This window comes from Prauserella oleivorans (assembly GCF_042685745.1).
In the GTDB taxonomy this organism is placed as follows: Bacteria; Actinomycetota; Actinomycetes; order Mycobacteriales; family Pseudonocardiaceae; genus Prauserella_A; species Prauserella_A oleivorans.
This window is the reverse complement of sequence record NZ_JBHUNT010000001.1, coordinates 2213226-2236239: the sequence shown is the minus strand read 5'-3', so window position 1 is coordinate 2236239 and position 23014 is coordinate 2213226. Positions and strand designations below refer to the sequence as shown.

The window sequence follows — 23014 nt, the reverse complement described above, 5'->3', positions numbered from 1 at the left end:
CCTCCTCGACGCACCCGGTTAACAGAACCGGTCGGCAACCATAGCCTGCCGTTCGTGCCGCGGCAGGGTGTGGTGCCCTTCTCAGACGCGCGTGCGGTCCAGATCCGGCTCGAGGTAGATCAAGCGGGCCGTCGGCACGCTTTCCCGCACCCTGCGTTCGGCCTCGTCGATGGCGCGCGCGACCTCGTCGATCGGCATCCCCCGCCGCATGGCGAGCTTGGCCGCCACCAGCAGCTCCTCCGGCCCGATGTACTGCGTGCGGATGTGGATGACGCGCTCGATGTCGCCCATCGTGAGCTGGCCGACGATCGTCTTCAGCTCCTCCTCGCCGGAGCCCTCACCGATCAGCAGGCTCTTCATCTCGATGATGAGCGTGATCGCGATGACGCCGAGCAGGACACCGATCATGATCGTGCCCACGCCGTCCCACACCGGGTCGCCGGTCAGCACGGCGAGCCCGACACCGATCAGCGCGAAGATGAGGCCGAACAGCGCGCCCGCGTCCTCGAGCAGCACCACCGGCAGCTCCGGGCTCTTGGACTGGCGGATGAAGGCCCACCACGTCTTGCGACCCTTGACCTTCTTCGACTCCGTGATGGCGGTACCGAAGCTGTAGGTCTCCAGCGCGATCGCGACCACGAGGATCACCACCGCCACCAAGGGCGAGGTCAGCTCCTCGGGGTGCTGGATCTTGTGGATGCCCTCGTAGATCGCGAACACCGCGCCGAGGGTGAACAGGATGAGGGCGACGATGAACGAGTAGAAGTAGCGGTCGCGCCCGTAGCCGAACGGGTGCTCCTTCGTGGCCTTGCGCTGAGCCGTCTTCTGGCCGAGCAGCAACAGGCCCTGGTTGGACGTGTCCGCGACCGAGTGCACCGACTCGGCGAGCATCGACGACGACCCGGTGATGAGAAAGCCGACGAACTTGGCGACGGCGATTCCCGCGTTCGCGCCGAGCGCCGCGAGAATCGCTTTCGTACCGCCGCTTGCTGCCACCCTTGACTCCCTGGACTCGGCTTCGTGACCGCGTGCAGCTTAGAGTGCCGCGGGTCACGCCGTGTCACGGCCCGGGCGGTCAGTTCAGGCAGGTACCCGCGGTCGCCCGGAACAGCTGCGCGGCCTCGAGCCCGACCGGGCGAACCCGCACGGCGGGGTCCGAGGCGGGCAGCCAGACGGACTCGCCACGCCGCAGCTCGATCTTGGTGCCGTCGTCGCAGTCGAGCAGCAGCTCGCCTGCGGTACACAGGAGGATCTCGGGGCCGATGCCCATGATCTCCACCTCGCCGCGGTCTTCGGCGGGCCATTCGACCCGGGAGAGCTCGAACTCGGGCGTCTCGGTGCGGTAGACGGCCATCCGGCCGAGGGGCTCGCCCCGCAGCACCGGCATGTCGCCGCACGCGAAGTCGACCACGCGCAGCAGCTCGGGAACGTCCACGTGCTTCGGCGTGAGCCCACAGCGGAGGATGTTGTCCGAGTTGGCGAGGATCTCCACGGCGGTGCCGTGCAGGTACAGGTGCAGGTTGCCCGCGGGCAGGTAGATCGCCTCGCCCGCGTGCAGGGTCAGCCGGTTGAGCAGCAGCGCCGCGAGCACGCCCGCGTCCCGCGGATGGGCCTCACCGAGGCCCAGCACCGTGCGGCACTCGGTGTCGAACTCGCCCTTGTCCTTGACGTGCCGCACGCAGGCGTCGAGCACCTCCGGCAGCAGCTCGTCGAGCGCCGACTGCGGGAGCGTGATCCACGTGGTGAACAGCGCGCGCAGCCCGTCCGGACCGGGCTGGGCGGCCAGCAGCTCGGTGTACTTGGTGAGCCCCGGCGTGTCGATGGCCCGCAGCAGCTTCAGCGTGCGGTGCGGGTCGCGGAACCCGGCGAGGGCGTGGAACTCGGTGAGCGCGCACACCAGCTCGGGCTTCGCGGTGGGGTCCGGATAGTTGCGGTTGGCCGCGTCCCGCGGGATGCCCGCCGCCTCTTCGCGGGCGTAGCCCTCCGCGGCCTGCTCCGCCGACGGGTGCGCCTGCATCGACAGTGGCTCCTCGGCCGCCAGGATTTTCAACAGGAACGGCAGCCGGCCACCCCAGCGGTCGGCGCACCGCGACCCGAGCTGGCCCACCGGGTCGGCGTCGACGACCTCCAGCAGGCTCTGTTCACTGCCGTCCGGGCGCACCACGTGTGACGGATCGCCGGGATGCGCCCCCATCCAGAGTTCGGCTTCCGGATGCGGCGAGGGAACCGGGCGCCCCAGCAGTTCCGGGATCGTGGTTCGGGACCCCCACGCATATGGCCGTACGGCGTTGCGCAGCAGTTCCACGGTCAACTCCACTCCTCGCCGGCCGCGTCGAATCCGGCCGTTCTCATCGTCGGCGTCACGCAGGCACCGGCGTGTACCGGCCGGTTCCCCCAATGGTGCCTGCCGCCAGGCCCAGGTAGACCGCCGCCAGCTCGAACCGCAACGCGAGCGCGGCGGCACAACCGGCGTCGTCGGCCTCGATCTCCTCGGCAGGGGCCAGCACATCGGCTGACGGCAACATCTCGTTGGCTCGGTACCGCGCGCCGTCCGCGGCCGGTCCGGTGCGTACGGCGAGCAGGAACACCCGCGGTGGCGGGGCTTCAGTCTCTGAGTCGTCCGGATCAGCGAAGATGTTGCGCTCGTCGCCACTTTGCCCGGCCACGCGGTGCAGCGCCGGGCGGGCGAGCGCCTGCCGGTACTCGGCCACGTCCGCGACGATCGCGGCGTGCGCGCCCAGCGCGTACCCCGCGTGGTGACCCACGGCCACGCCCACGTGGTCGAGTCCCCAGAGCAGCGGCGTGTGGTCGGCGATGCGCAGCGCCAGCGCCTTGGCCGGGTTGACGAACGACTCGTGCCCGAGGTGGCAACGTTCGGCCTCGCTGTCGAGCCGGTCGGCGAGCCCCTCGACGTCGGCGACGAGCAGGCCAAGCGTGTTCGCAGTGAGCAGCCCCGCCGCGAGCGCTCTGGGAAACGCCAGCTCGGGCGGCACCAGCACCCGCGGAGCCAGCAACAGCCCGCGGCCGGCGATCGACGAGGCGACCGGACCGTCCGGCGGTGCCGAGAGCACCACCGTGGCGCCGTAGCGGGCGGCGCGCTCGAGCGAGGCTGCCAGCTCCCGGTCGTACGGATCGTCGGTGTGTGCCAGCACGACGTCCAGCGCCCCGACCCACGACGGCACGACGTCGCTGACCACGACGGGAACCGGGCACGACGGCGCCAGCAACGCCGTCAGCAGCTTCGTCACGCTGTGGCTGACGCCGGGCCGCACGATCAGCACCAGCGACCGCGGGCGGCCGATGTCGAGCCGGTCGGACAGCTCCAGCTCCGCGGCGGCCTCGATGGTCGAGCGCACCTGCGCACCCGCCATCGCGGTGGCACGCAGAAGGCCGGACCCGTCGGCTTCGGTCAGCCGCGCGGGATCGTCGAGGATCGTGTCGTCAAGCACCATCGGAACTGGCTTCGTCGGGTGAGTCCGGCTCAGGGCGGGTCGGCGGGGTCGCCTCGTCCAGCAGGAGCACCGGGATGCCGTCGCGGACGGGGAACACACGTCCGCAGGCCGTGCAGGTGAGCGCGTCGGCGGCCGGGTCCTCCGGGGTGCCGGGCCTCAGCGGCGCGTGGTCCGGCGACGGGCACGCGAGGATGTCGAGCAGCTGCGCATCAAGGGTGACGGCCATTTTTCCTATTTACCACGCTAGGCGCGAACGATCGCCAGAACTTCGTCGGTCAGTGCCTTCACGCCCGCCTCGTCGGGCGCTTCGACGTTGAGGCGGAGCAGCGGCTCGGTGTTGGACGCGCGGAGGTTGAACCAGCGGTCGCCGAAGTCGACGGTGAGCCCGTCGAGCTCGTCGATGGTGACGCCGCTGCGCTCCCGGAACGCCGCCTTGACCGCCTCCAGGCGCCCCGCCTGGTCGTCGACGGTGGAGTTGATCTCCCCCGAGGCCGCGTAGCGGGAGTACTTCCTGGTCAGCTCGGACAGCGGGCCGTCCTGCTCGCCCAGCGCCGCCAGCACGTGCAGGGCCGCGAGCATCCCGGTGTCGGCCCGCCAGAAGTCGCGGAAGTAGTAGTGCGCGGAGTGCTCGCCGCCGAAGATGGCGCCGGTCTCGGCCATCCTCGCCTTGATGAACGAGTGACCCACCCGCGTGCGCATGGCGTGGCCACCGTGCTCGGCGACGATCTCCGGCACCGCCTTCGACGTGATGAGGTTGTGGATGATCGTGGCGCCCGGCTCCTTGGCCAGCTCGCGTACGGCCACCAGCGCGGTCACGGCGCTCGGTGACACGGGGTCACCGTGCTCGTCCACGACGAAGCACCTGTCGGCGTCGCCGTCGAAGGCGAGGCCGATGTCGGCGCCCACCTCCCGCACCTTGGCCTGCAGGTCCACCAGGTTCTTCGGGTCGAGCGGGTTGGCCTCGTGGTTGGGGAACGTGCCGTCCAGCTCGAAGTACATCGGCACGATGTCCACCGGGACACCCTCGAACACCTTCGGCACCGTGTAGCCGCCCATGCCGTTGCCCGCGTCGACGACCACCTTCAGCCGCCGGATGCCGGAGAGGTCCACGAGCGAGTGCAGGTACTCGGCGTAGTCGGAGAGCACGTCGCGCTCGGTCACCGTGCCGGGCTGCCCCGCGAACGCCGGCACGCCCTGCTCGACCGTGTCCCGGATCTCGGCGAGGCCGCTGTCCTGGCCGACGGGTGCCGCGCCCGCCCGGCAGAGCTTGATGCCGTTGTACTTGGCGGGGTTGTGGCTGGCGGTGAACATCGCGCCCGGCATGTCGAGCTTGCCCGACGCGAAGTACAGCTCGTCGGTGCTCGCCAGGCCGATCGAGACGATGTCGAGGCCCTGGGACGTCACGCCCTCGGCGAACGCGGCGGCCAGCGACGGCGAGGACTCCCGCATGTCGTGGCCGACCACCACCGACGGCGAGTCCGGCTTGATGAGCAGGGCGAACGCCGCTCCGAAGTCCTTGACCAGCCCGGCGTCCAGCTGCTCGCCGACGACGCCACGGATGTCGTAGGCCTTCACGATGGCCGACAGGTCTGACACGCCTTCTCCCCGATCGTCCGATGGTGGCTTCCCCGAGCCTCGGTACTCGCGAGAAGCCTACCCACCTGCCCGACCGTCACCCGAGCACCGCCCGTCCGTCCCGCGCGACGTGACGCGGCGTGCCGGCAGTGGCACCGTCCGCCGTCGGGGTGGCGCGGCTTACGAGCGCCCGGGAAGGACCCGCAGGTGCCCGCGCCTGCCGGAGGTCGGCTCGGTGTGTTGCGGGGGTGGGGGCGGGTCGGTGCGGCCCGCTTCGCGCACCGCCTCGGCCAGCGCCGTCAGCTCGTCACTGGAGGGCTCGGGCGCCGAGAACTCCCCCTCGTGCCGGACGACCTCCCAGCCGCGGGGCGCCGTCAGCCTCATGGCGTGCGCTTCGCAGAGGTCGTAGGAATGGGGCTCCGACGCCGTCGCGAGAGGTCCCACCACTGCGGTGGAGTCGCTGTAGGCGTAGGTCAGCGTGGCGACCGCGGGCTCGAGGCAGCCCGTCCGCGAACACTTCCGTACGCTCCGCACGGTTGATCACGATAGCCGGTCGGCAGTCGGTGGCGGGCGATGACACACCGGTGTGCTCGTCACCGGACCGCGTACCCTTCCCCACGTGGCGATGGCTCGAAGCTCACGACACCGGAAGCGCATCCGGCGTGACCGGCACGGGCGGGGGCTGCGCGGGCCGCTGTATCCCGCGAGCCTGCCCGCCGCGGCCAGCCGCGCCGAGAAGTTCGACGCCCTCGTGCTCGACGCGCTGGAGCCCATCGAGGCCCGGTGGCGCACCGAGCTGACCAAGCTGGACGTGGCCGTCGACGACGTTCCGGACGTGCCCGCGGACGGCTCGTCCGTGCCGCCCGCGCAGGACGACGGCGTGCTGCACGACGGCGCGGTGCCGCTGTCCCGGCTGGTGCCGGCGGGCGTGGACCGCGCGGGCCTGCCGACCCGCGCGCGCATCGTGCTCTACCGGCGTCCGCTGGAGGCCAGGGCGAAGGACCCCGGCGAGCTGGCCGACCTGGTGCACGACGTGCTCGTCGAGCAGATCGCGGCCTACCTGGGCGTGGAGCCCGACATCATCGACGGCGAGTGACGCCGCCCTCCGGCCGCCGCCCGGGGATGGCGGTGAGGACCGTGAACAGCAGCGCGGCCACCTGCACCAGCAGCAGCACGTTGTGCGTGGCCGACGAGTACTCGACGGTGACCTCCGACTGGCGGGGCGGCACCGAGACCGCCACCTGATGACCCCACGCGGGCACGATCGGCACCTGCCTGCCGTCGACCCTCGCCCGCCAGCCCGGCTCGTGCTCGGCAGCGAGCACGAGCAGCCTCCCGTCCGGGCCGTCGGAGACCCGCACCCGGACCTCAGGCAGCCGGGCGTCGACGGCGGCGATCGCCGAGCCGCTCATGAGCTCGTCACTGGGGGCGCTGCCGCTGACGGCCCGCCGCGCCTGCTCCGGCGAGACGAGCGTGACCTGCCCGGACGTGGGCGCGAGCCGCAGGACCGTCCGGCCGTCGCTGGTCGGCGGGGTGTCGCGGACCAGGTCGCCCGCGTTGCGCCGCAGCTCGTCGCCCGACTCGCCGGGCGGCAGCACGACGAACAGCGCGCCCGCCGCCGCGGCCGAGGTCAGCGCCTCCCGCGAGCCGTCGAGCAGGTCGCGGTGCCACCCCGCGAGCCGTTCCGGTGTTCCGGCGACGGCGGCGAGCGCGTCGTCGCCGAACCTCGGCGACCGTCCGCTCACCAGCCGGTCGGGTTCGCCGTCCGCGCCGAGCACGAGCACACCGCGGCCGGTGGCGGCGAGTTCCTCCGCCGGTGACGAGGCCAGCCGGGTGCCGCCGCCTGCCCGCAGCGGACCGTCGCGGCCGTCGACGAGACCGCCCGCGGCGAGCGCGACCACCACGACGACGCCGCCGACCGCGCCGGCCGTGACGAGCGGTCGCGTCGCCGTCCTCACCCCGGGCACCGAGGCCCCGAGCACCATGACGACCAGCCCGGCACCGGCGACCAGCAGCGGCACGCCCGCGTAGCCGGGAGCCGGGTCACCGCCGGTCACCGGTTCGAGCCTGACCACCTGGGTCACCGCGACTCCGGCAGCACCGAGCAGCACCAGCGCTGCTCCGGGCACGAGCCGCGTCGTCGGCCGGGCGATCACCGCCACGATCGCCGCCACCACGAGCGCCAGCCCGATCGGCAGCGCATCGGAGGCTCCGGGGTGCAGACCGAGGACACCGGTGGCCGAGACGGGGTCGGCGGGGCCGGTGATGCCGTGCAGGAGCAGCGCGGGGTGGGCGAACACGGTCGGCAGCCACGGCAGCAGGAGCACCAGCGGCAGCAGCACGACGAGCGCCACGGCGGGGATCCCGCGGCCCGGGCGGCGGCCCGGCGGCGGCAGCACCACGAACCCGATCAGCAGACCGGCGAGCGCCAGCCCGTACGTCAGCGGGGAGAAGGCGCTCACCACGGCGAGGGTCAGCGCGCACAACGCGCTCGTGCTGAGCCAGCGGACGTCGGCGCGCGTCAGCACCGAGACGATCCCGGCCACGAGAGCGGGCAGCAGGATGTGCACCACCACCACGTCCACCCGGCCGTGCGCGACCGAGTCCGTCGCGGCGGGCAGGAGCGCGTACGCGGCCGCGGCGCCCGCACGGACCCGGCGGTCCACGCGCAACCGCCGGGTGGCGGCATAGGCGACCAGGGCCGACAGCGGCAGGTCGCCGATCAGCAGCACGGCCACCAGCGCGGCAGGCCCGCCCCACGGGGCCAGCGGCGCTCCCAGCAGCCCGAGCACCGCCATGCCCGTGGGCGCGGCACTCGCCGTACCGCCCGCGACGGCGTGCCAGGCGTCGAGGTAGGTGGACCAGACCTGCGCCAGGTCGCCCACCGGTAGCAGCGCACCGCCCGCGAGGTCCCAACCGAGCCGCGTGCCGTTCAGCACGAGGCCGAGGGCGGTCAGGACCACTGCCAGCAGGACGGGCGGAGCGAACACCGTCGCGGCGAGGATCCGCCGCCGGTCGAGCTCCACGAAGACCAGTCCGGGCTCGGCGGTGACGCCCGGCGACGGTCGTGCGGGCGGTCCCGCGCCGTCCCCGGTGGTGTCCGTTTCGGACTGTTCGGGCACCGGCACCGCCATCACCGCGCCTGGCTTGCGCAGGCCGGTCGACCGCGCCCGCAACGCGCGCCGCGCGCCGGCCGGCAACGCGTCCGGGCCTACTGGCACCGGACGCGCGTACCGCACCTCCGGCGGGATCCACGCCGACTCCTCGTCGGCCGGGGTCTCGGGCAACCGGCCGAGTGCGGCCTCGGTGGCGACCCGCCTGCGCACGAGGTGCTCGACCCCGCCGCGCACGGCGTTGCGCAGCCTGGCGAAGCGACTCGTGAACAGCCCCGGCACCGACCCGTGCGCGCGGCCCGACCGGGCGGCACGCAGGTCCGGCAGACCACCGAGCAGGTGACCGACGGCGGCGAGCTCGGCCCGCGCGCGGGTCCCGTTGCGCAGCATCGCGAACCCGACCGCACGCAGCAGGCACAACCACGCGAGCCGCGGCACGCCGAGCACGAACGCCAACGCCGAGCAGTTCAGCAGGAACGTGCGCAGCCCGTGGACACGGTCGGCCGCGGCCACCGAACCCAGCTCCGCGGGCAGCGCGCCTGCCGTCCGCTGTCCGGTGCCGGTCGCGCGCACGTGCCGCAGGCGTGCCCGCGGAACGCACAGCACGAACTCGCCCGCCAGGTTCACGCGCCAGCCGAAGTCGATGTCCTCCCGCAGCAGCGGGATGTCCGGGTCGAAACCACCCAGCGACTCCCACGTCCGCATGCGGATGAGCGACCCCGCGCTGGGCATCGCGAGCACCTCGGTGCTCTGCTCGGGCGAGTCCTGGTCACCGAGCCTGCCCGGCACGGAGGCCTGCCGGTGTCCGGAGGCGTCGGTGGACAGTCCTGCCTCGACGACGAGCCGGGGATCGGTCCAGTCCACCGCGAGCGGGCCGAGCACGGCCGCCGACGGCGACGTGTCGGCGGCGCGCAGCAGAGTGTCGAGGCAGTCCGGTTCGGGCGCGCTGTCGTCGTGCAGCAGCCAGATCCACTCACCGGGCTCGCCCCAGCGCTCGACGGCGTGGGCGACGGCGTGCCGCACGGCCGCGGCGTACCCGGTGTCCGCGGGCAGTGTCACGACGCCGTCGAGCACCCGTTGGGCCGGCGTGCCCTCCGCACGCGCCGCCTCGTCGAGCAACTCGGGCGTGCGATCCGTCGAGCCGGTGTCCACGGCGAGCACGTGCCGGGGACGGACCGTGCTGCGCCGCAACGCCGAGAGCGTCAGGGGCAGCCAGTCCTCACCGTTGTGGCACACCAGAATCGCGAGGATCGGTGCGGAGTGCACCGACGGCGGCATGGGCGTCCGGGGCAAGTACCACTCCGTGTGTCACGCAAGCGCGGGTGTCGGGTGCGCTCACCCTACGACGTGCCCCGAACCGCCCCGTCAGACAGCGCGCTTCTTGAGCTTGCGCCGCTCCCGCTCCGAGAGACCACCCCAGATGCCGAACCGCTCGTCATGGGCGAGCGCGTACTCCAGGCAGTCGTTCTTGACCTCACAGCCTTGACAGATCCGCTTGGCCTCCCGGGTGGAGCCACCCTTCTCCGGGAAGAACGCCTCGGGATCCGTCTGCGCGCACAGTGCGCGTTCCTGCCAGTCCTGCTCGTCGGTGACGTCCAGCAGATCAGTGAGAACACCCAGTTCGTCTTCCGGGTGTCCCGCCCAATCCATGGCGTGCCCCCGTTCCCTTCCACTAATGTCCAACCGCACGTCCGCCTCCTCGCTCTCACGCACTCCCAGGCTGGCGGTGTCCCGTGCCAGACGCTGCCCCCCTTAACGACAGCGAATGACATCAATGTGATTACACCTGTGTAGTCCGGCGAGGTCAAGCGGAGTAGCAAGGTTGGGGGATACTTCGGCCTCCGGGCGCAAGCGGACACGCCGAGGAAACATCACCAGGATCACGCCGGACCCGACACACGCGTCACGACGCATGCGACAGGATGGGGGCGTGCAACGTTCCGTGGTCCGCCCCAGCCTGATCTTCTACGTCATCCTGCTCGTCACGGTCGCCGGCGGCGTACTCACCGCCCTCGTGACGCCGTGGTCGGAGTCACTCACCGGCCGGGACGCACTCGGAACGCTGGGCATCGTGGTGCTCGTGCTCGGCGGCTGGGCGCTCTCGCTCACGTTGCACGAGTTCGGGCACGCCTTCGTGGCCTACCGGGGCGGTGACCACGAGGTGGCGCACAAGGGCTACCTGTCGATGGACATCCGCCGCTACACCGACCCGGTGCTCTCGATCGTGCTGCCGCTGATCATCCTCGCGATCGGTGGCATCCCGCTGCCCGGCGGCGCGGTGTGGATCAACCAGTGGGCGCTGCGGTCGCGCTCGGTGTCGTCGTGGGTGTCGCTGGCGGGACCGCTCACCAACCTCGCGCTCGGCGTCGTGCTGACGGTGGCGGTCGCGTTCCTCGACCTGCCCGACGGACTCGCCGTCGGCCTGTCGTATCTCGCGTCGCTGCAGATCCTGGCGTTCGTCATCAACATCCTGCCGGTGCCCGGCCTCGACGGATACGGCGCGATCGAGCCGTACCTCTCGCCGCAGGCACGCGAGTTCGGCGCGAAGGCGCGTCCGTGGGCGCCGCTGGTGCTGTTCGCCCTGATCCTGGCGGTGCCGGGCTTCGCCCAGGTGCTGTGGGACCTCGCCGACACCATCTTCGGCACCGTCGGCGGCGACGTCGGCTACTCGCAGCTCGGCCAGATGTCGTTCATGTTCTGGCGCTACTGAGCCTCGAACCACTGCTCGGCACGCCGCGCCACCCGCTTGAGCGCGGAGCGCTCGCCGAGGTAGTCGCCTGCCATGCCGACGACCGGGAGCATGCCGACCGCGCGGTGGTAGAACCGGCCGTGCGGGCGCTTCTCGAGCTCGTCGGTGACGGCCAGCAGCGAACGGCCCAGCCGCCACAACGTGCGGGCGACCACCTTCAGGCCGGCCCTGCCGTGCTTGCGCGACGCGGCGTCGAGCTCCTCGGTGAGCTTCTCGGTCTCGGCGTCCTCGGCGGCGCGGTCGGCCTGCGTGCCGCACGCGAGCTCGCGGTCGATATCGCGTTCGAACAGCACCCACGCGACCAGACGCACCCGCTCGCCCACGTCGGTGCACCCGCGTTCTCCCGCGATGGCGCACAGCAGCAGCCCCTGGCTCGCCGCGCCGAGCGTGTCCTGCACCGGCAGCCGGTCGGCGAGCGCACCACCGAGCCCAGGCACGGCCGTGACCAGGGAGGTGAACCGGCCGACCCGGTTGATCCACCAGTTCGTGCGGTCGCCGACGTCCATCGCCGCCCACGCCCGCGTCCCGGGCACCTTCACCGCCTGCAGCCTGGTCAGGAGCCGGTCCCGCAGCTTCGGCTCGGTGATGACGGCCCGCTCGCGCTCTCCGGCGACCACTCCGAACGGATCCGCTTCCCGCAGCGCGTCCACGAGCGGCGCGGTGGCCCGCACGAACGGTCGCAGGACGGCGACGACCTGCCGATCGGTGATGGCCTCCGCCATCGGCTACCTCCTCCGGCTCAGCTGGGCTTCCCGCGCCAGCCGGGTGGCCCGGCCCAGGGTGCCGCCCACCGCGAGCGCACCCGGCAACGTTCCACCCGCCAGCAACAGCAACGTCCGCCAGTCGGCCAGCAGCACCGTGTCGCCCCCAGGGCCGGTCACTCCGACCACGAGCAGCGTCAGCAGCCAGGCCGCCAGCGGCACGAATCCAAGCCTCCGGTTGCCCAGCCGCGCGGCGGCCGACACCAGCAGCGGGGTCGTCACCATCGCGACCAGCACCGACACGGGCAAGGCGACGTCGCCGACGCGCGGCAGGATGAGGCCGTCGAGGCGCAGCGGCAGGTAGAACAGCTCCAGCGCCGCCAGCAGCACCGCGTCGACGGCGAGCACGGCAAGGAGGACCAGGTCGGCGGCCGGTGTGCGCGTCACGGAACGAGTCCTCCGAACAGGTCGGTGCCTGCGCCCTCGGCGGGCCCGGAGGCGAGCACGAAGTACTCGGCGGGCGGTACCGGCTGGGCGATGCCGTTGGACAGCGCGAAGCAGTTCTCGGCCACGCTGATCTGCGTCTCGTGGGCGGCGAGCGCGGCGAACTTGCGGTCCAGCTGAGCACCGATGTCGACGACCGTGCTGATCTTCTCGTCGGGCGTCGTGGGCAGCTCGCCATCGTGCGGGATGCGGAACGGCACGTCGTCGCCGGCCTCGCGGAGCTCGGCGAGGCCGCGGGCGGTCGCCGTCGCGGAGGACACCGTGTGGAACACCCGGCGCACCGACTCCGCGCGGGCCGCTGCCTCCATCGTGATCTCGTGGGCCCGGATGTGGTCGGGGTGCCCGTAGCCGCCGAAGGAGTCGTAGGTCACGACCACCTGGGGCCGGAGCTCGTCCAGGATGTCGAGCAGCTGGCGTGCCTGCTCCCGCACCGAACCGCCGACGAACGCGCGCGGATGCTCGGCCGAGGGCGTGCCCGCCATGCCGGAGTCGCGCCACCGGCCGATGCCGCCGAGGTAGCGGTGTTCCGTCCAGCCGAGCGCGGCGCCGGCCGCGGCCAGCTCCCCGGCCCGGTAGCCACCCAGTTGGTCACTTGCCCACGCGCCGAGCTGCTGGAGGCCGGGCGGGATGATCTCACCCTCCTCACCCAGGGTGCACGTCACAACGGTCACGTGTGCCCCTTCGGCCGCATACCGCGCGATGGTGCCGCCGGTGGTGATGCTCTCGTCGTCCGGATGCGCGTGCACCAGCAGCACCCTGCGCCCATCATCCGAGATCACGGCTTAAGATTAGTTCGTTAGTCAGGTCCACACGCGCGCGCGTCTCGACTATTCTCGCGCCAACGTCCACGACCACACACCGTGGCACCCGTACCCCCCACGAAGGGCTTCTGGTGAGCACTGAAGCAACATCGCCGTACCCGTCGGGCACGGCCGAACCCGTCCTGTCCATTTCGGATCTCTTCATCTCGTTCTCCACCGAGGACGGCGTGGTCGAGGCCGTCAAGGGCATCGGGTTCGACGTCGCGCCGGGCGAGATCCTCGCGATCGTCGGCGAGTCGGGATCGGGCAAGTCGGTCACGTCGATGTCCGTGCCGGGCCTGCTTCCGAAGACCTCGAAGATCAGCGGCCTGCGCAAGGTCGACGGTGTCGACCTCGGCGGCATGCCGGCCAAGCAGCTGCGCAAGTATCGCGGCAACGACGTGGCGATGATCTTCCAGGAGCCGATGACGGCGCTGAATCCGATGTACACCGTCGGCTGGCAGCTCCGCGAGTCGCTGCGCGCGCACCAGGACCTCGCCAAGAGCGCGGCCGACGCCCGCGCGATCGAGCTTCTCGAGATGGTGGGCGTGCCGGAGCCGAAGGTGCGGTTCAAGCAATACCCGCACCAGCTTTCCGGGGGCTTGCGCCAGCGCGTCGTCATCGCCATGGCCATCGCGTGCGACCCGAAGATCATCATCGCGGACGAGCCGACCACCGCTCTCGACGTCACGGTGCAGGCGGAGATCCTGGGCCTGCTGCGCAAACTGCGGGACACGCTGAACACGGCGATCGTGCTCATCACGCACGACATGGGCGTGGTCGCCGACCTCGCCGACCGGGTCGTGGTGATGTACAACGGCGAGATCGTCGAGCAGGCTCCGGTCGAGGAGCTGTTCCGCAACCCGCGGGAGGACTACACCAAGCGCCTGCTGGCCGCCGTCCCGGTGCTGGGCCAGCGCCCCGAGGGCAGGCGGCTGCTGGAGGACGGACCGGCCACCGCGTCGGCGCACACCGAGGACGCCGCGGTCGAGGAGCGGCTGAAGATCGCCGAGGCCGAGCTGCAGGGCCAGGTCGAGGAGGGCGCGCCCGCGCTGGAGATCAAGGACCTCGTGCTCGAGTTCCCCGGCCGCTCCCGGCAGCAGAAGATCCGCGCCGTGGACAACGTCTCGTTGCACATCGACCGCGGCGAGATCCTCGGCCTGGTCGGCGAATCCGGTTCCGGCAAGTCCACCGTCGGCCGCTGCGCGATCCGGCTGCTCAAGCCGACCTCCGGCGTCGTCTCGGTGGCGGGCCGCGACATCACCAAGCTGTCCAACAAGGAACTGCGCCCGTTGCGCAGGTACTTCTCGATCGTGTTCCAGGACCCGGCGTCCACGCTGGACCCGAAGATGACGATCGGCGAGTCGATCGCGGAGCCGCTGGTGCTGCACAAGGTCCTGGCGGGCAAGGAGCTGACCGCCCGCGTCACCAGCCTGCTCGACAAGGTGCAGCTGTCCGGGCACTACCGCAACCGGTATCCGCACGAGCTGTCCGGCGGCCAGCGGCAGCGTGTCGCGATCGCCCGGGCACTGGCGCTCGACCCGAAGCTGCTCATCGCGGACGAGCCCACGTCGGCCCTCGACGTCTCGGTGCAGGCCAAGGTGCTCGACCTGTTCCTCGACCTGCAGCAGCACCTGCGGTTCGCGTGCTTGTTCATCAGCCACGACCTCGCGGTCGTCGACCTGCTGGCCGACCGCGTCGCCGTGATGCAGAAGGGCAAGCTGGTCGAGGTCGGCACCCGCGACCAGGTGCTGCACTCGCCGCAGCACGACTACACGAAGCGGCTGCTCTCGGCGGCTCCCGTGGCCGATCCGGCGCGCCAGCGGGAACGCCGCGAGGCCTGGGAGGCCGGAAGGCTCGCCCCCGTCGGCGACTAGGAGCGCGACAGACCGGACAACGGCCCTGCCCGAGCTCGGGCAGGGCCGTTTCGTATCGGCGGCCACGAACACGAAACGGGCCACTCGCCGGCCGGCGAGTGGCCCGTCCGTCGCGAGTCCGAGGTGTCCGGTGCTACGCCTTGACGCGACGCTGGCGCGGATCGAAGGCGTCGCGCAGCCCGTCACCGATGAAGTTGATGCACAGCGAGATGAGCACCAGCACGATGAACGGTCCGAAGAACAGCCACGGCCGGCCCTGCATCTGGGCGTAGTTCTCGGAGATGACACGGCCCAGCGAGGTGTCCGGCGACTGCACACCGAGACCGATGAACGACAGCGCCGCCTCCGCCAGCACGGCCTGTGCCACCGCGAGCGTGGCGTTCACCGTGATCGTGCCGACCATGTTCGGCACCAGGTGCTTGAACACGATCCGGCCGGTGCCGGCGCCCGACGCCCGAGCCGCCTCGATGAACTCCCGCTGCGACAACGACATCGCCTCGGCGCGGGTGATCCTCGCGATCGGCATCCACGCGAACAACGCCAGCACGATGGCGACGATGTACCAGCTGCCGCTGTACACCTTCACCAGGATCGCCGCCGCGGCGATCTGCGGGATGATCAGGAACAGGTCGGTCAGCCGCGAGATCGCCGAGTCGACGAACCCACGCAGGTACCCGGCGAGCGCACCGAACACGACACCGATCAACGTCGCCACCACGGCCACGGTCAGCGCGATCAGCAACGAGAACTGGGTGCCGCGCAACACCTGCGACACCATGTCCTTGCCGACCTGGGTGGTGCCGAGCGGGAACTCCGCGCTCGGTTCCTCATAGGACGGGAACGAGGCGTCCCAGTACCCGTGCGGCCAGAACATCGGCATGATCAGGGTGACCAGCGTGATCAGCACGAGCACGCCCAGGCTGACCATCGCCAGCTTGTGGCGCAGGAACTTCCGGAGTACGAGCGAACCCTGGCTGCGCGGTTCCGGCAGCGCCTCGGTGCCGAGTTCGCCGTCGTGGATCGGAGGCTGGGCACCGGTCTGTGCGCCGGTCACCAGCGAGTTCATGTCAGCCAACGCGAATCCTCGGGTCCAGAATGCCGTACACCAGGTCTGCGATGAGGTTGGCGACGACCACCGAAATGGAGATCACCACGATCCAGCCCATCATCACGTTCGGGTCGTTCTTGTTGACGGCCTCCACGAGCACCGTGCCCATGCCGTTCCAGTTGAAGACCCGCTCGGTGATGATCGCGCCGGTCACCACCGTCACGAAGTTCACGGAGAACAACGTGGTCACCGGGATCAGGGCGTTGCGGAACGCGTGGCGGAAGATCACCCGCGTCTGCGAGATGCCCTTGGCCTGCGCGGTGCGGACGTAGTCCATGTTCAGCGTCTCCAGCATCGACGAACGCTGGAATCGGCTGTACGCCGCGAAGCTGATGAACATGATGGACAGCGTCGGCAGGGCGAACGCACCGATGTAGTTGACGACCAGGTCGCCGAATCCGTCGCCGCTGAGCGACTCAGGACTGGTGGTCTTCAGGAACGGATTCCCGAGCCATTCGTCCCAGCCCCAGTCGTTGATCAGGACGTTGAGGTCGATGGCGTACGTCTTCAGCACGATCGCGACGCAGAAGATCGGCATCGAGAAGAACAGGAACGCCAGCGTGGTCGCGACGTAGTCGACCGGCGAGTACTGCTTCACCGCGGCGAGCACGCCGACGGCGACACCGAGGATCAGCGCGATGATCTCGGCGGCGAGCACGAGGCGAATGGTCACCCAGAACGCACTCATGATCTTCGGGAAGACTTCCTCCATCGCCGAGCCCTGGGCGATGGAGATGCCCCAGTCCCCGGTCAGAAAGCCACCGAGCCAATCGAAGTAGCGGGGGACGATGCCCTTGTCGAGGCCGAGTTCGTGCGCGAGCGCGGCGACCGACTCCGGGTTGATGTTCGGCTGGTTTCTGATCTCGGCGAGGGGGTCACCCGCGGCCGCGACCATCACGAACACCAAGAAGCTTCCGACCAGCAGGATCGGAATCGAGATCGCCAATCGGCGAAGGATATAGACAACCAGGTTCAACGACTTGCTCCTAGTCCGGGCTCAGCCCGGAATTATTCGCCACTGCCCGCGGCCACGATAGTGGGGGTCGGGAAGGCGACAACAGCTACTTCCGTCGGACGTCGGGGGCGCAGACGGTGGTCTGCGCCCCCGACGTCGGGACGGTCAGTCGATGACTCGTTCAGCGAGGAAAACGACCTTGGCTACTCGGTGCGCTCCCACTCGCCGACGTTCCACAGAGCACCGTTGTACGACTGCATGTACACCCGGTCGATTCCGCGGAAGGCCCACATCGACGGGGTCTCGAACAGCGGCAGCGTCGCGTGCTGGTTGGCCAGCGCCGTGTCCGCCTCGATGTAGTGCCTGCGCGCCTCCTCCTCGGTCGTGGCCGAGGTCGCGGCGTTGAACGCCTGGTCGATCTTCGGGTCGCTCAGACCCTGCCAGTTCTGGCCGCCACCGGTGATGTAGATGGTCTTCTGCTCGGCCTTGAACGGCGCCGACGACCAGCCGAACAGGGCGATGTCGTAGTCACCCTTGTCGACCCGGCCCTTGAGGAAGTTCGGGTCGGTGTCGTCCTTGATCTCGATGCCGGCCTTGCGGGCCTGCGACTGGATGATCTCGACCGTGCGGCTACGACGCTCGTTCTCGTTGTGCGAGATCGCGACCGAGAACCGCTGGCCGTTCTTCTGGTAGATGCCGTCCGGGCCCTTGGTCCAGCCACCCTGCTCGAGGGTCTGCATCGTGGCCTGGGCACCCTTGTTGGTCTTGTCGCTGTAGCGGTCCTCGTAGCCCTCCTCGCCCTTGAAAAACACGATGCTGTTCAGCGGGGCGATGTCCGGCTGGACACCCTTGAGGAGCTTGTTGACGATCTCCTCGCGGTTGACGACCTGGAAGAACGCCTTGCGGGCGGCCTCGTCGGCGAACAGGCGGTTGTAGTTCAGGTCGAGGTGCTCGAACGTCAGCTGCGGCGCGGAGCCGTAGGTGACGCCCTGCGACTCGAGGTTCTTCAGGGTGTTGGCCGCCGTGTCGTCCGGCTGGGTCGAGGCGGCGACGTCGATCTCACCGTTCTGCAGCGCGGTGGCCATCGCCTTGGTGTCCGGAATGGCCCGGATCGTGACCTCGCTCGGACCGCCCTTGGCGCCGATCCAGTTCGGGTTCTTGTCGAGGACGACCGTGTCGGAGTTCTGGTCGAACGACTTGATCTTGTACGGACCGGAGCCGGGCATCAGGTCCTTCTTGAAGCCCTTCCACTGGCCCGACCAGAACTTGGCGACCTCGCTCGCCTGCGGGGTGTTCGGCTGCACCTGGCGGATGTCGGAGATCCCGGTCTGCTTCTCGACGATGTGCGCGGGCATCAGCCGGACGTCGGCGAACATGCCCTTGTAGTCGATGTAGGGCTCGCTGAAGGTAGCCCGGAACGTGCGATCGTCGGTGCACTGGGCCTGCTCGACGAGGTCGTAACCCGTCGTGGACGCGGTGTTGAAGCCCTCGGTCTTGCCGTTGCTGGCCAGCCAGGCGAGGTAGAACTCGCGGCAGTCCCAGGCGTCGCCGTCGGACCACTTGACGCCCGGCTTCACCTTCCACTCGACGACGAAGGGGTCCTTCGACGGGTTGGTGATGGACTCCATCACGTCACCGTTGAGGAGGACCTTGTTGTTGCCGTCCAGCACGGTGGGACCGGCGATGACCGACGTGAGCACGTAGTTGTTGTACGAGCTGTTGGCGTCCGCGGTGTTGTTGTTGTACGCGGAGTAGCCCTCGTCGACGGCGACGGTGACCGGCTCGCTCTCCGGAACATCGGCGAGCTTGAAGGTGTCACCCTGCTGGGCCTTGCCCACCGCCATGCTTTTGACATCGGTGGTCGAGCCACTGCCCGAGTCTCCCCCGTCACCACCGCCGCAGGCGCTCAGCACAAGCGCGGACGCGGCCGCCAGCGACAAGGCGGAGACTACTTTGGATCTCCTCATTTACGTGTGCCCTCCTAGCACTGGGCCCCTGGTTGTCCGGACCGAGGCGGCCCACCCCTCCGGAATTGGACCGGAGCTTATGACACGCCAAGCCACTCGATTGGCGCACTGCGGAGGAACGCTAAGAAGGAAAACCACCGCCGGTCACCACTTACCGTGTGATCGTGACCAAAGGGTGACTTCCATCTTGCGTCCGGACATCCAGATACTACGTTCGGTAAACATCCCGACCGGCCGATCGACCGATGACGACAAGCAATGTAGCCGCTCACCGGCCCCGGCAGGAGGCGAAGTGGGCGATTGACCCACCGATCGCGGACGGATCGCGACCGATCCGTCACCGGGTGGCGCGGGTCCAGTCGACCGCCGAGGAGAACGGCCCGGCCATCGGGGGCCCGGGGCTGACGCCGGCGACCGAGCGGGTGAGGGCGAGCGTGTCGACGGGCTGGAACAGCGGGATAGCCACGTTGCTCTGCCAGAGCGCGGGCTCGGTCGTGGCCAGCCCCTCGGACAGCGGCTGCTCACCGGTGAGGACGCCGTCGATGGCCGGCTGGAGCACCTCGTCGCAGTAGGCGGCCGTGTTCGCGGCAGCCTGCCCGGGGCCGTCACCGGGCTCGGTGTCGTCGCCGGGGGCCCGCTCCGCCCAGCCGGGCGCGCAGCCGTACGACGAGGCGAGTGTGGAGGCCGGGTCGTGGCTCACCGGCTGCGGCACCACCGCGATGTCGACGGCCACGCCACCATTGGCGGGCTGGCCGGGGACCAGCAGGCTGGTGAACAGCTCCCGCGCGGGCGGGTTCACCGTCGTGACCTCGACGCCGGCCGCGATGAGCTGTCGCGAGAGCTCCTCGGCCATGCTCGCGTACGGCTCCTGCTGACCGGGCGAGGCGACGACGACCGACAGCGGCTGCCCGTCGCGGGTCCAGGTGCCGGCCTCGCGCGTGTACCCGGCCGCCGCGAGCAGCCGTTCCGCCTTGCGGGGCTGGGGCTGTCGTGGGGACCCGGACCGCGGGATGGTCGGCGCATAGTCCTCATCGGACGGCGGGAGTACGTGCGCACCCGCGCGGAAGCCGGCCGACGGCCCGCCCCGGGTGCCCTCCTCGATGAGCCGGTCGCGGTCGATCAGCGCGGCCACCCCCGCGCGCACCTGGTCGTCGGCGAGCACGCCGACCGGTCGCAGCAGGGTCGTGGCCACGTACGGCCGCGCGACGGTGTGCAGCTCGACGTCCTCGCCGAGACCGGACAACAGCTCCATGCCCGTCGCGTCGGTGCGGGCGAGCGCGAGCTGGTCGGTACCACTGCGCAGGGCGGCCGCCATGCCCGGCTGGTCGGCCCGGCGCAGCACGATCCGGTCGACGGCGGCGGGCTTCTCCCAGTACCGCTCGTTGCGTTCGAGCACGATCTCGCCGCGCTCCTTGTCGAGCGTCTTGATGGCGAACGGGCCGCCGTAGGCCGGGAAGCTGTCGGTCAGCGCGCCCTGCCAGCCGCCGGGGGCGTCCTTGAGCAGGTGCGCGGGCAGCAGATTGTCGAAGAGCGTGCGCCAGCCGGGATAGGGTTCGCTGAACACGACGTCGAGCTGTTTGCCGCCCGCGCCGGGCTGGATGCCGGAGATGAGCCGGTAACCGGCGGCGTCGACCACGCCCGGCTGCGACTTCATCGCGTCGACGAGGTAGACGAAGTCCTCGACGGCGATCGGCGCCCCGTCCGACCACGCGGCCTCGGGCCGGATCTCGTAGGACACCGTGAACGGGTCGTGCGCGGTCACCTCGGCGGAGACCATGAGGTTCTCGTCGAGCTGCAGCTCACCCTGCTCGTCGGGACGGAACACCGACGGCAGCAGCATCTGCGCCAGCGCCGAGGTCACGGTGGACTGATCGGCGAGGTGGTGCGGGTTGTACCCGCCGACGATGTCGTCCACGCTCACCGAGATCTGCGACGGCGTCTCGGCGGGCGGCGTCGACGTCCGCACCACGGGCGAGCTGACCACGGGCGGCGGCGGTGTGTTGGTGCAGGACGCGAGCACCGTCGCCACGACCGCGAACACGAGCGCGAGCAGCCGTACCCGCGCTCTCCCACCGGTCGTGCGCACGCCGCTGCCCCTCCTGCTCGTCGGATCGGCTCGTCCTGGTCGCAGACGAGAGTGCCAGACGAGATGTCAAGCCCCGATACCGGATCGGATACCCGGCTGTCGGGGCTGACGCAGCGTCGCCGCCCGTGGTTCCCGGGCCGGATCAGGCGTTGCGGTCGCGAGACTTCGCGCGCGAGCGCTCCTTGGCGCGCTGGGAGACGTCCAGCGTCACCTTCCGCACGCGCACGAACTTCGGCGTCACCTCCACGCACTCGTCCACCGAGCAGAACTCCAGTGCCTCCTCCAGACCGAGCTTGCGCGGCCGGGCGAGGCGCTCGAGTTCGTCGCCGGTCGACGAGCGCATGTTGGTGAGCTTCTTCTCCTTGGTGATGTTGATGTCGAGGTCCTCGGCCCGCGGGTTTTCCCCGACGACCATGCCCTCGTAGACGTCGGCGCCCGGCTCCACGAAGAACTCGCCGCGGTCGGCGAGCTGCAGCATGGCGTAGGTGGTGACCGGGCCGGACCGGTCGGCGACCAGCGAGCCGGAGTGCCGCGTGCGGATCTCGCCCGCCCACGGGAACCAGCCCTCGAACATGTGGTTGGCGATGCCGGTGCCGCGCGTCTCGGTGAGGAAGTCGGTGCGGAAGCCGATCAGTCCCCGCGAGGGCAGCACGTACTCGAGCTTGATCCGCCCGCTGCCCGCGCCCTCCATCTGCTCCATGCGGCCCTTGCGGGCGGCCAGCAGCTGGGTGATCGCGCCGAGGTGCTCCTCGGGCGAGTCGATGTAGAGCCGCTCGAACGGCTCGTGCAGCTTGCCGTCGATGGTGCGGGTGACCACCTGCGGCTTGCCGACCGTGAGCTCGAAACCCTCCCGGCGCATCTGCTCGACGAGGATCGCCAGCGCGAGCTCACCGCGGCCCTGGACCTCCCAGGTGTCGGGACGCTCGGTGGGCAGCACGCGGATGCTGACGTTACCGACGAGCTCGGCGTCCAGCCGCGCCTTCACCAGGCGGGCGGTCAGCTTGTCGCCACCGCCGCGGCCGGCGAGCGGCGAGGTGTTGACACCGATCGTCATCGAGATCGCCGGCTCGTCGACGGTGATGCGCGGCAGCGGCTCGGGGTGCTCCGGGTCGGCCAGGGTGTCGCCGATGGTGATGTCCGGGATGCCGGCGATCGCCACGATGTCGCCCGCGGCGGCCTCCTGTGCGGGCACGCGGGTGAGGGCCTCGGTGACGAGCAGCTCGGAGATGCGTACGGACTGGGCGGAGCCGTCCTCCCGCAGCCAGGCCACGGTCTGGCCCTTGCGCAGCTTGCCCGCGTGGACGCGGACGAGCGCGATCCGGCCGAGGAAGCTCGACGCGTCGAGGTTGGTGACGAGCGCGCGCAGCGGCGCCTCCGGGTCGGCGGCGGGTGGCGGCATGTGCCCGAGCAGCAGGTCGAACAGCGGGTCGAGGTTCTCGCTGTCGGGCAGCTCGCCGTCGGCGGGCTGGTTGAGGCTCGCCCGGCCGTCGCGGGCGGCCGCGTAGACGACCGGCAGGTCCAGCACGGCGTCCAGATCGGCGTCCTCGATGTCGGAGGCCAGGTCCAGCAGCAGGTCGTGGGTCTCCTCCACGACCTCGGCGATGCGGGCGTCCGGCCGGTCGACCTTGTTGACCACGAGCACGACGGGCAGGCCCGCCTCCAGCGTCTTGCGCAGGACGAACCGGGTCTGCGGCAGCGGGCCCTCACTGGCGTCCACGAGCAGGACCACGCCGTCGACCATCGACAGCCCGCGCTCGACCTCACCGCCGAAGTCGGCGTGGCCGGGGGTGTCGATGACGTTGATGGTCACCGGGCCGTCGGGCGTCTGCCTGCGGATGGCCGTGTTCTTGGCCAGGATCGTGATGCCCTTCTCCCGCTCCAGCTCGCCGGAATCCATGACGCGGTCGACGGGCTCGGACCGTTCGTTGAAGGCACCGGACTGCCGGAGCATGGCATCGACCAGGGTGGTTTTGCCGTGGTCGACATGTGCCACGATGGCGATGTTCCGGAGGTCGGTCCTGACCTTCTCGGCGGTAACTGCAGGCACGCGTCGGCTCCTGTGGGAAGAGAACGGGGACGACCAGCGGCTGGAACGCCGCGCGTGGTCCTCTTCAGCGTACCGCCGGT

Annotated in this window: 19 protein-coding genes; 3 read left to right on the top strand and 16 right to left on the bottom strand. The window is 70.5% G+C overall.

Going from position 1 to position 23014, the window contains the following annotated elements:
• Nucleotides 1-81: 81 nt before the first annotated feature.
• From ACFSZT_RS11090 to ACFSZT_RS11065, 6 genes are all read right to left on the bottom strand, one after another.
• Complete coding sequence (locus ACFSZT_RS11090) at nucleotides 82-996, bottom strand: cation diffusion facilitator family transporter (protein ID WP_377384352.1); 915 nt, start codon at nucleotides 994-996, stop codon at nucleotides 82-84.
• 79 nt (nucleotides 997-1075) lie between these two features.
• Nucleotides 1076-2311 (bottom strand): mannose-6-phosphate isomerase, class I, encoded by a 1236-nt coding sequence (manA, locus tag ACFSZT_RS11085; protein ID WP_377384350.1) that lies wholly within the window; start codon nucleotides 2309-2311, stop codon nucleotides 1076-1078.
• A gap of 49 nt (nucleotides 2312-2360) precedes the next feature.
• Complete coding sequence (locus ACFSZT_RS11080; RefSeq protein WP_377384348.1) at nucleotides 2361-3452, bottom strand: hypothetical protein; 1092 nt, start codon at nucleotides 3450-3452, stop codon at nucleotides 2361-2363.
• Nucleotides 3442-3678, bottom strand: coding sequence for a Trm112 family protein (locus ACFSZT_RS11075; RefSeq protein ID WP_377384346.1), 237 nt, complete (start codon nucleotides 3676-3678; stop codon nucleotides 3442-3444). Before ACFSZT_RS11075 ends, ACFSZT_RS11080 begins: the two co-directional genes overlap by 11 nt.
• Before the next feature lie 17 nt (nucleotides 3679-3695).
• Complete coding sequence (locus tag ACFSZT_RS11070; protein ID WP_377384344.1) at nucleotides 3696-5048, bottom strand: phosphomannomutase/phosphoglucomutase; 1353 nt, start codon at nucleotides 5046-5048, stop codon at nucleotides 3696-3698.
• A gap of 159 nt (nucleotides 5049-5207) precedes the next feature.
• On the bottom strand, nucleotides 5208-5561 hold the full coding sequence (locus tag ACFSZT_RS11065) for a DUF3499 domain-containing protein (RefSeq protein ID WP_377384342.1): 354 nt from the start codon (nucleotides 5559-5561) through the stop codon (nucleotides 5208-5210).
• A 91-nt stretch (nucleotides 5562-5652) separates the two neighbouring features.
• On the opposite strand from ACFSZT_RS11065, the gene ACFSZT_RS11060 reads away from it, so the two are divergent.
• Nucleotides 5653-6123, top strand: coding sequence for a metallopeptidase family protein (locus ACFSZT_RS11060; RefSeq protein WP_377384442.1), 471 nt, complete (start codon nucleotides 5653-5655; stop codon nucleotides 6121-6123).
• On the opposite strand, the gene ACFSZT_RS11055 is transcribed toward ACFSZT_RS11060, so the two are convergent.
• Together ACFSZT_RS11055 and ACFSZT_RS11050 are read right to left on the bottom strand one after the other, a co-directional pair.
• On the bottom strand, nucleotides 6107-9433 hold the full coding sequence (locus ACFSZT_RS11055) for a glycosyltransferase (RefSeq protein ID WP_449301412.1): 3327 nt from the start codon (nucleotides 9431-9433) through the stop codon (nucleotides 6107-6109). The genes ACFSZT_RS11060 and ACFSZT_RS11055 overlap by 17 nt on opposite strands.
• Nucleotides 9434-9505: 72 nt before the next feature.
• Nucleotides 9506-9790 carry a WhiB family transcriptional regulator gene (locus ACFSZT_RS11050; RefSeq protein ID WP_377384340.1) on the bottom strand — a complete coding sequence of 95 codons (285 nt, stop codon included), beginning with the start codon at nucleotides 9788-9790 and terminating at the stop codon, nucleotides 9506-9508.
• A 280-nt stretch (nucleotides 9791-10070) separates the two neighbouring features.
• Between ACFSZT_RS11050 and ACFSZT_RS11045 the strand changes: the two genes are divergently transcribed.
• Nucleotides 10071-10850 (top strand): site-2 protease family protein, encoded by a 780-nt coding sequence (locus tag ACFSZT_RS11045; protein ID WP_377384338.1) that lies wholly within the window; start codon nucleotides 10071-10073, stop codon nucleotides 10848-10850.
• On the opposite strand, the gene ACFSZT_RS11040 is transcribed toward ACFSZT_RS11045, so the two are convergent.
• From ACFSZT_RS11040 to mshB, 3 genes are read right to left on the bottom strand one after another with little or no spacing between them, the layout of a single operon-like run.
• On the bottom strand, nucleotides 10844-11611 hold the full coding sequence (locus ACFSZT_RS11040) for a hypothetical protein (protein ID WP_377384336.1): 768 nt from the start codon (nucleotides 11609-11611) through the stop codon (nucleotides 10844-10846). The two genes, ACFSZT_RS11045 and ACFSZT_RS11040, sit on opposite strands and share 7 nt — an antisense overlap.
• A 3-nt stretch (nucleotides 11612-11614) precedes the next feature.
• Nucleotides 11615-12037 carry a hypothetical protein gene (locus tag ACFSZT_RS11035; RefSeq protein ID WP_377384334.1) on the bottom strand — a complete coding sequence of 141 codons (423 nt, stop codon included), beginning with the start codon at nucleotides 12035-12037 and terminating at the stop codon, nucleotides 11615-11617.
• Nucleotides 12034-12873: an N-acetyl-1-D-myo-inositol-2-amino-2-deoxy-alpha-D-glucopyranoside deacetylase gene (gene mshB, locus ACFSZT_RS11030; RefSeq protein WP_377384333.1), complete on the bottom strand. Its 840-nt coding sequence runs from the start codon at nucleotides 12871-12873 to the stop codon at nucleotides 12034-12036. Before mshB ends, ACFSZT_RS11035 begins: the two co-directional genes overlap by 4 nt.
• 113 nt (nucleotides 12874-12986) lie before the next feature.
• Between mshB and ACFSZT_RS11025 the strand changes: the two genes are divergently transcribed.
• Complete coding sequence (locus tag ACFSZT_RS11025) at nucleotides 12987-14771, top strand: ABC transporter ATP-binding protein (RefSeq protein WP_377384331.1); 1785 nt, start codon at nucleotides 12987-12989, stop codon at nucleotides 14769-14771.
• A 133-nt stretch (nucleotides 14772-14904) separates the two neighbouring features.
• Here ACFSZT_RS11025 and ACFSZT_RS11020 read toward each other — a convergent pair whose 3' ends face one another.
• The 5 genes from ACFSZT_RS11020 to typA form a co-directional block, all read right to left on the bottom strand.
• Entirely contained in the window at nucleotides 14905-15837 is a 933-nt protein-coding gene (locus ACFSZT_RS11020; protein ID WP_377384438.1) for an ABC transporter permease, read from the bottom strand.
• Between the two features lies 1 nt (nucleotide 15838).
• The gene (locus ACFSZT_RS11015) at nucleotides 15839-16855 is read right to left on the bottom strand and encodes an ABC transporter permease (protein ID WP_377384329.1); all 1017 of its coding nucleotides are present in this window, start codon (nucleotides 16853-16855) and stop codon (nucleotides 15839-15841) included.
• A gap of 182 nt (nucleotides 16856-17037) precedes the next feature.
• Nucleotides 17038-18801, bottom strand: coding sequence for an ABC transporter family substrate-binding protein (locus tag ACFSZT_RS11010; RefSeq protein ID WP_377384327.1), 1764 nt, complete (start codon nucleotides 18799-18801; stop codon nucleotides 17038-17040).
• Nucleotides 18802-19138: 337 nt separating this feature from the next.
• Nucleotides 19139-20887, bottom strand: coding sequence for an ABC transporter family substrate-binding protein (locus ACFSZT_RS11005; protein ID WP_377384325.1), 1749 nt, complete (start codon nucleotides 20885-20887; stop codon nucleotides 19139-19141).
• A gap of 142 nt (nucleotides 20888-21029) precedes the next feature.
• The gene (gene typA / locus ACFSZT_RS11000) at nucleotides 21030-22934 is read right to left on the bottom strand and encodes a translational GTPase TypA (protein WP_377384323.1); all 1905 of its coding nucleotides are present in this window, start codon (nucleotides 22932-22934) and stop codon (nucleotides 21030-21032) included.
• Nucleotides 22935-23014 lie beyond the last annotated feature (80 nt).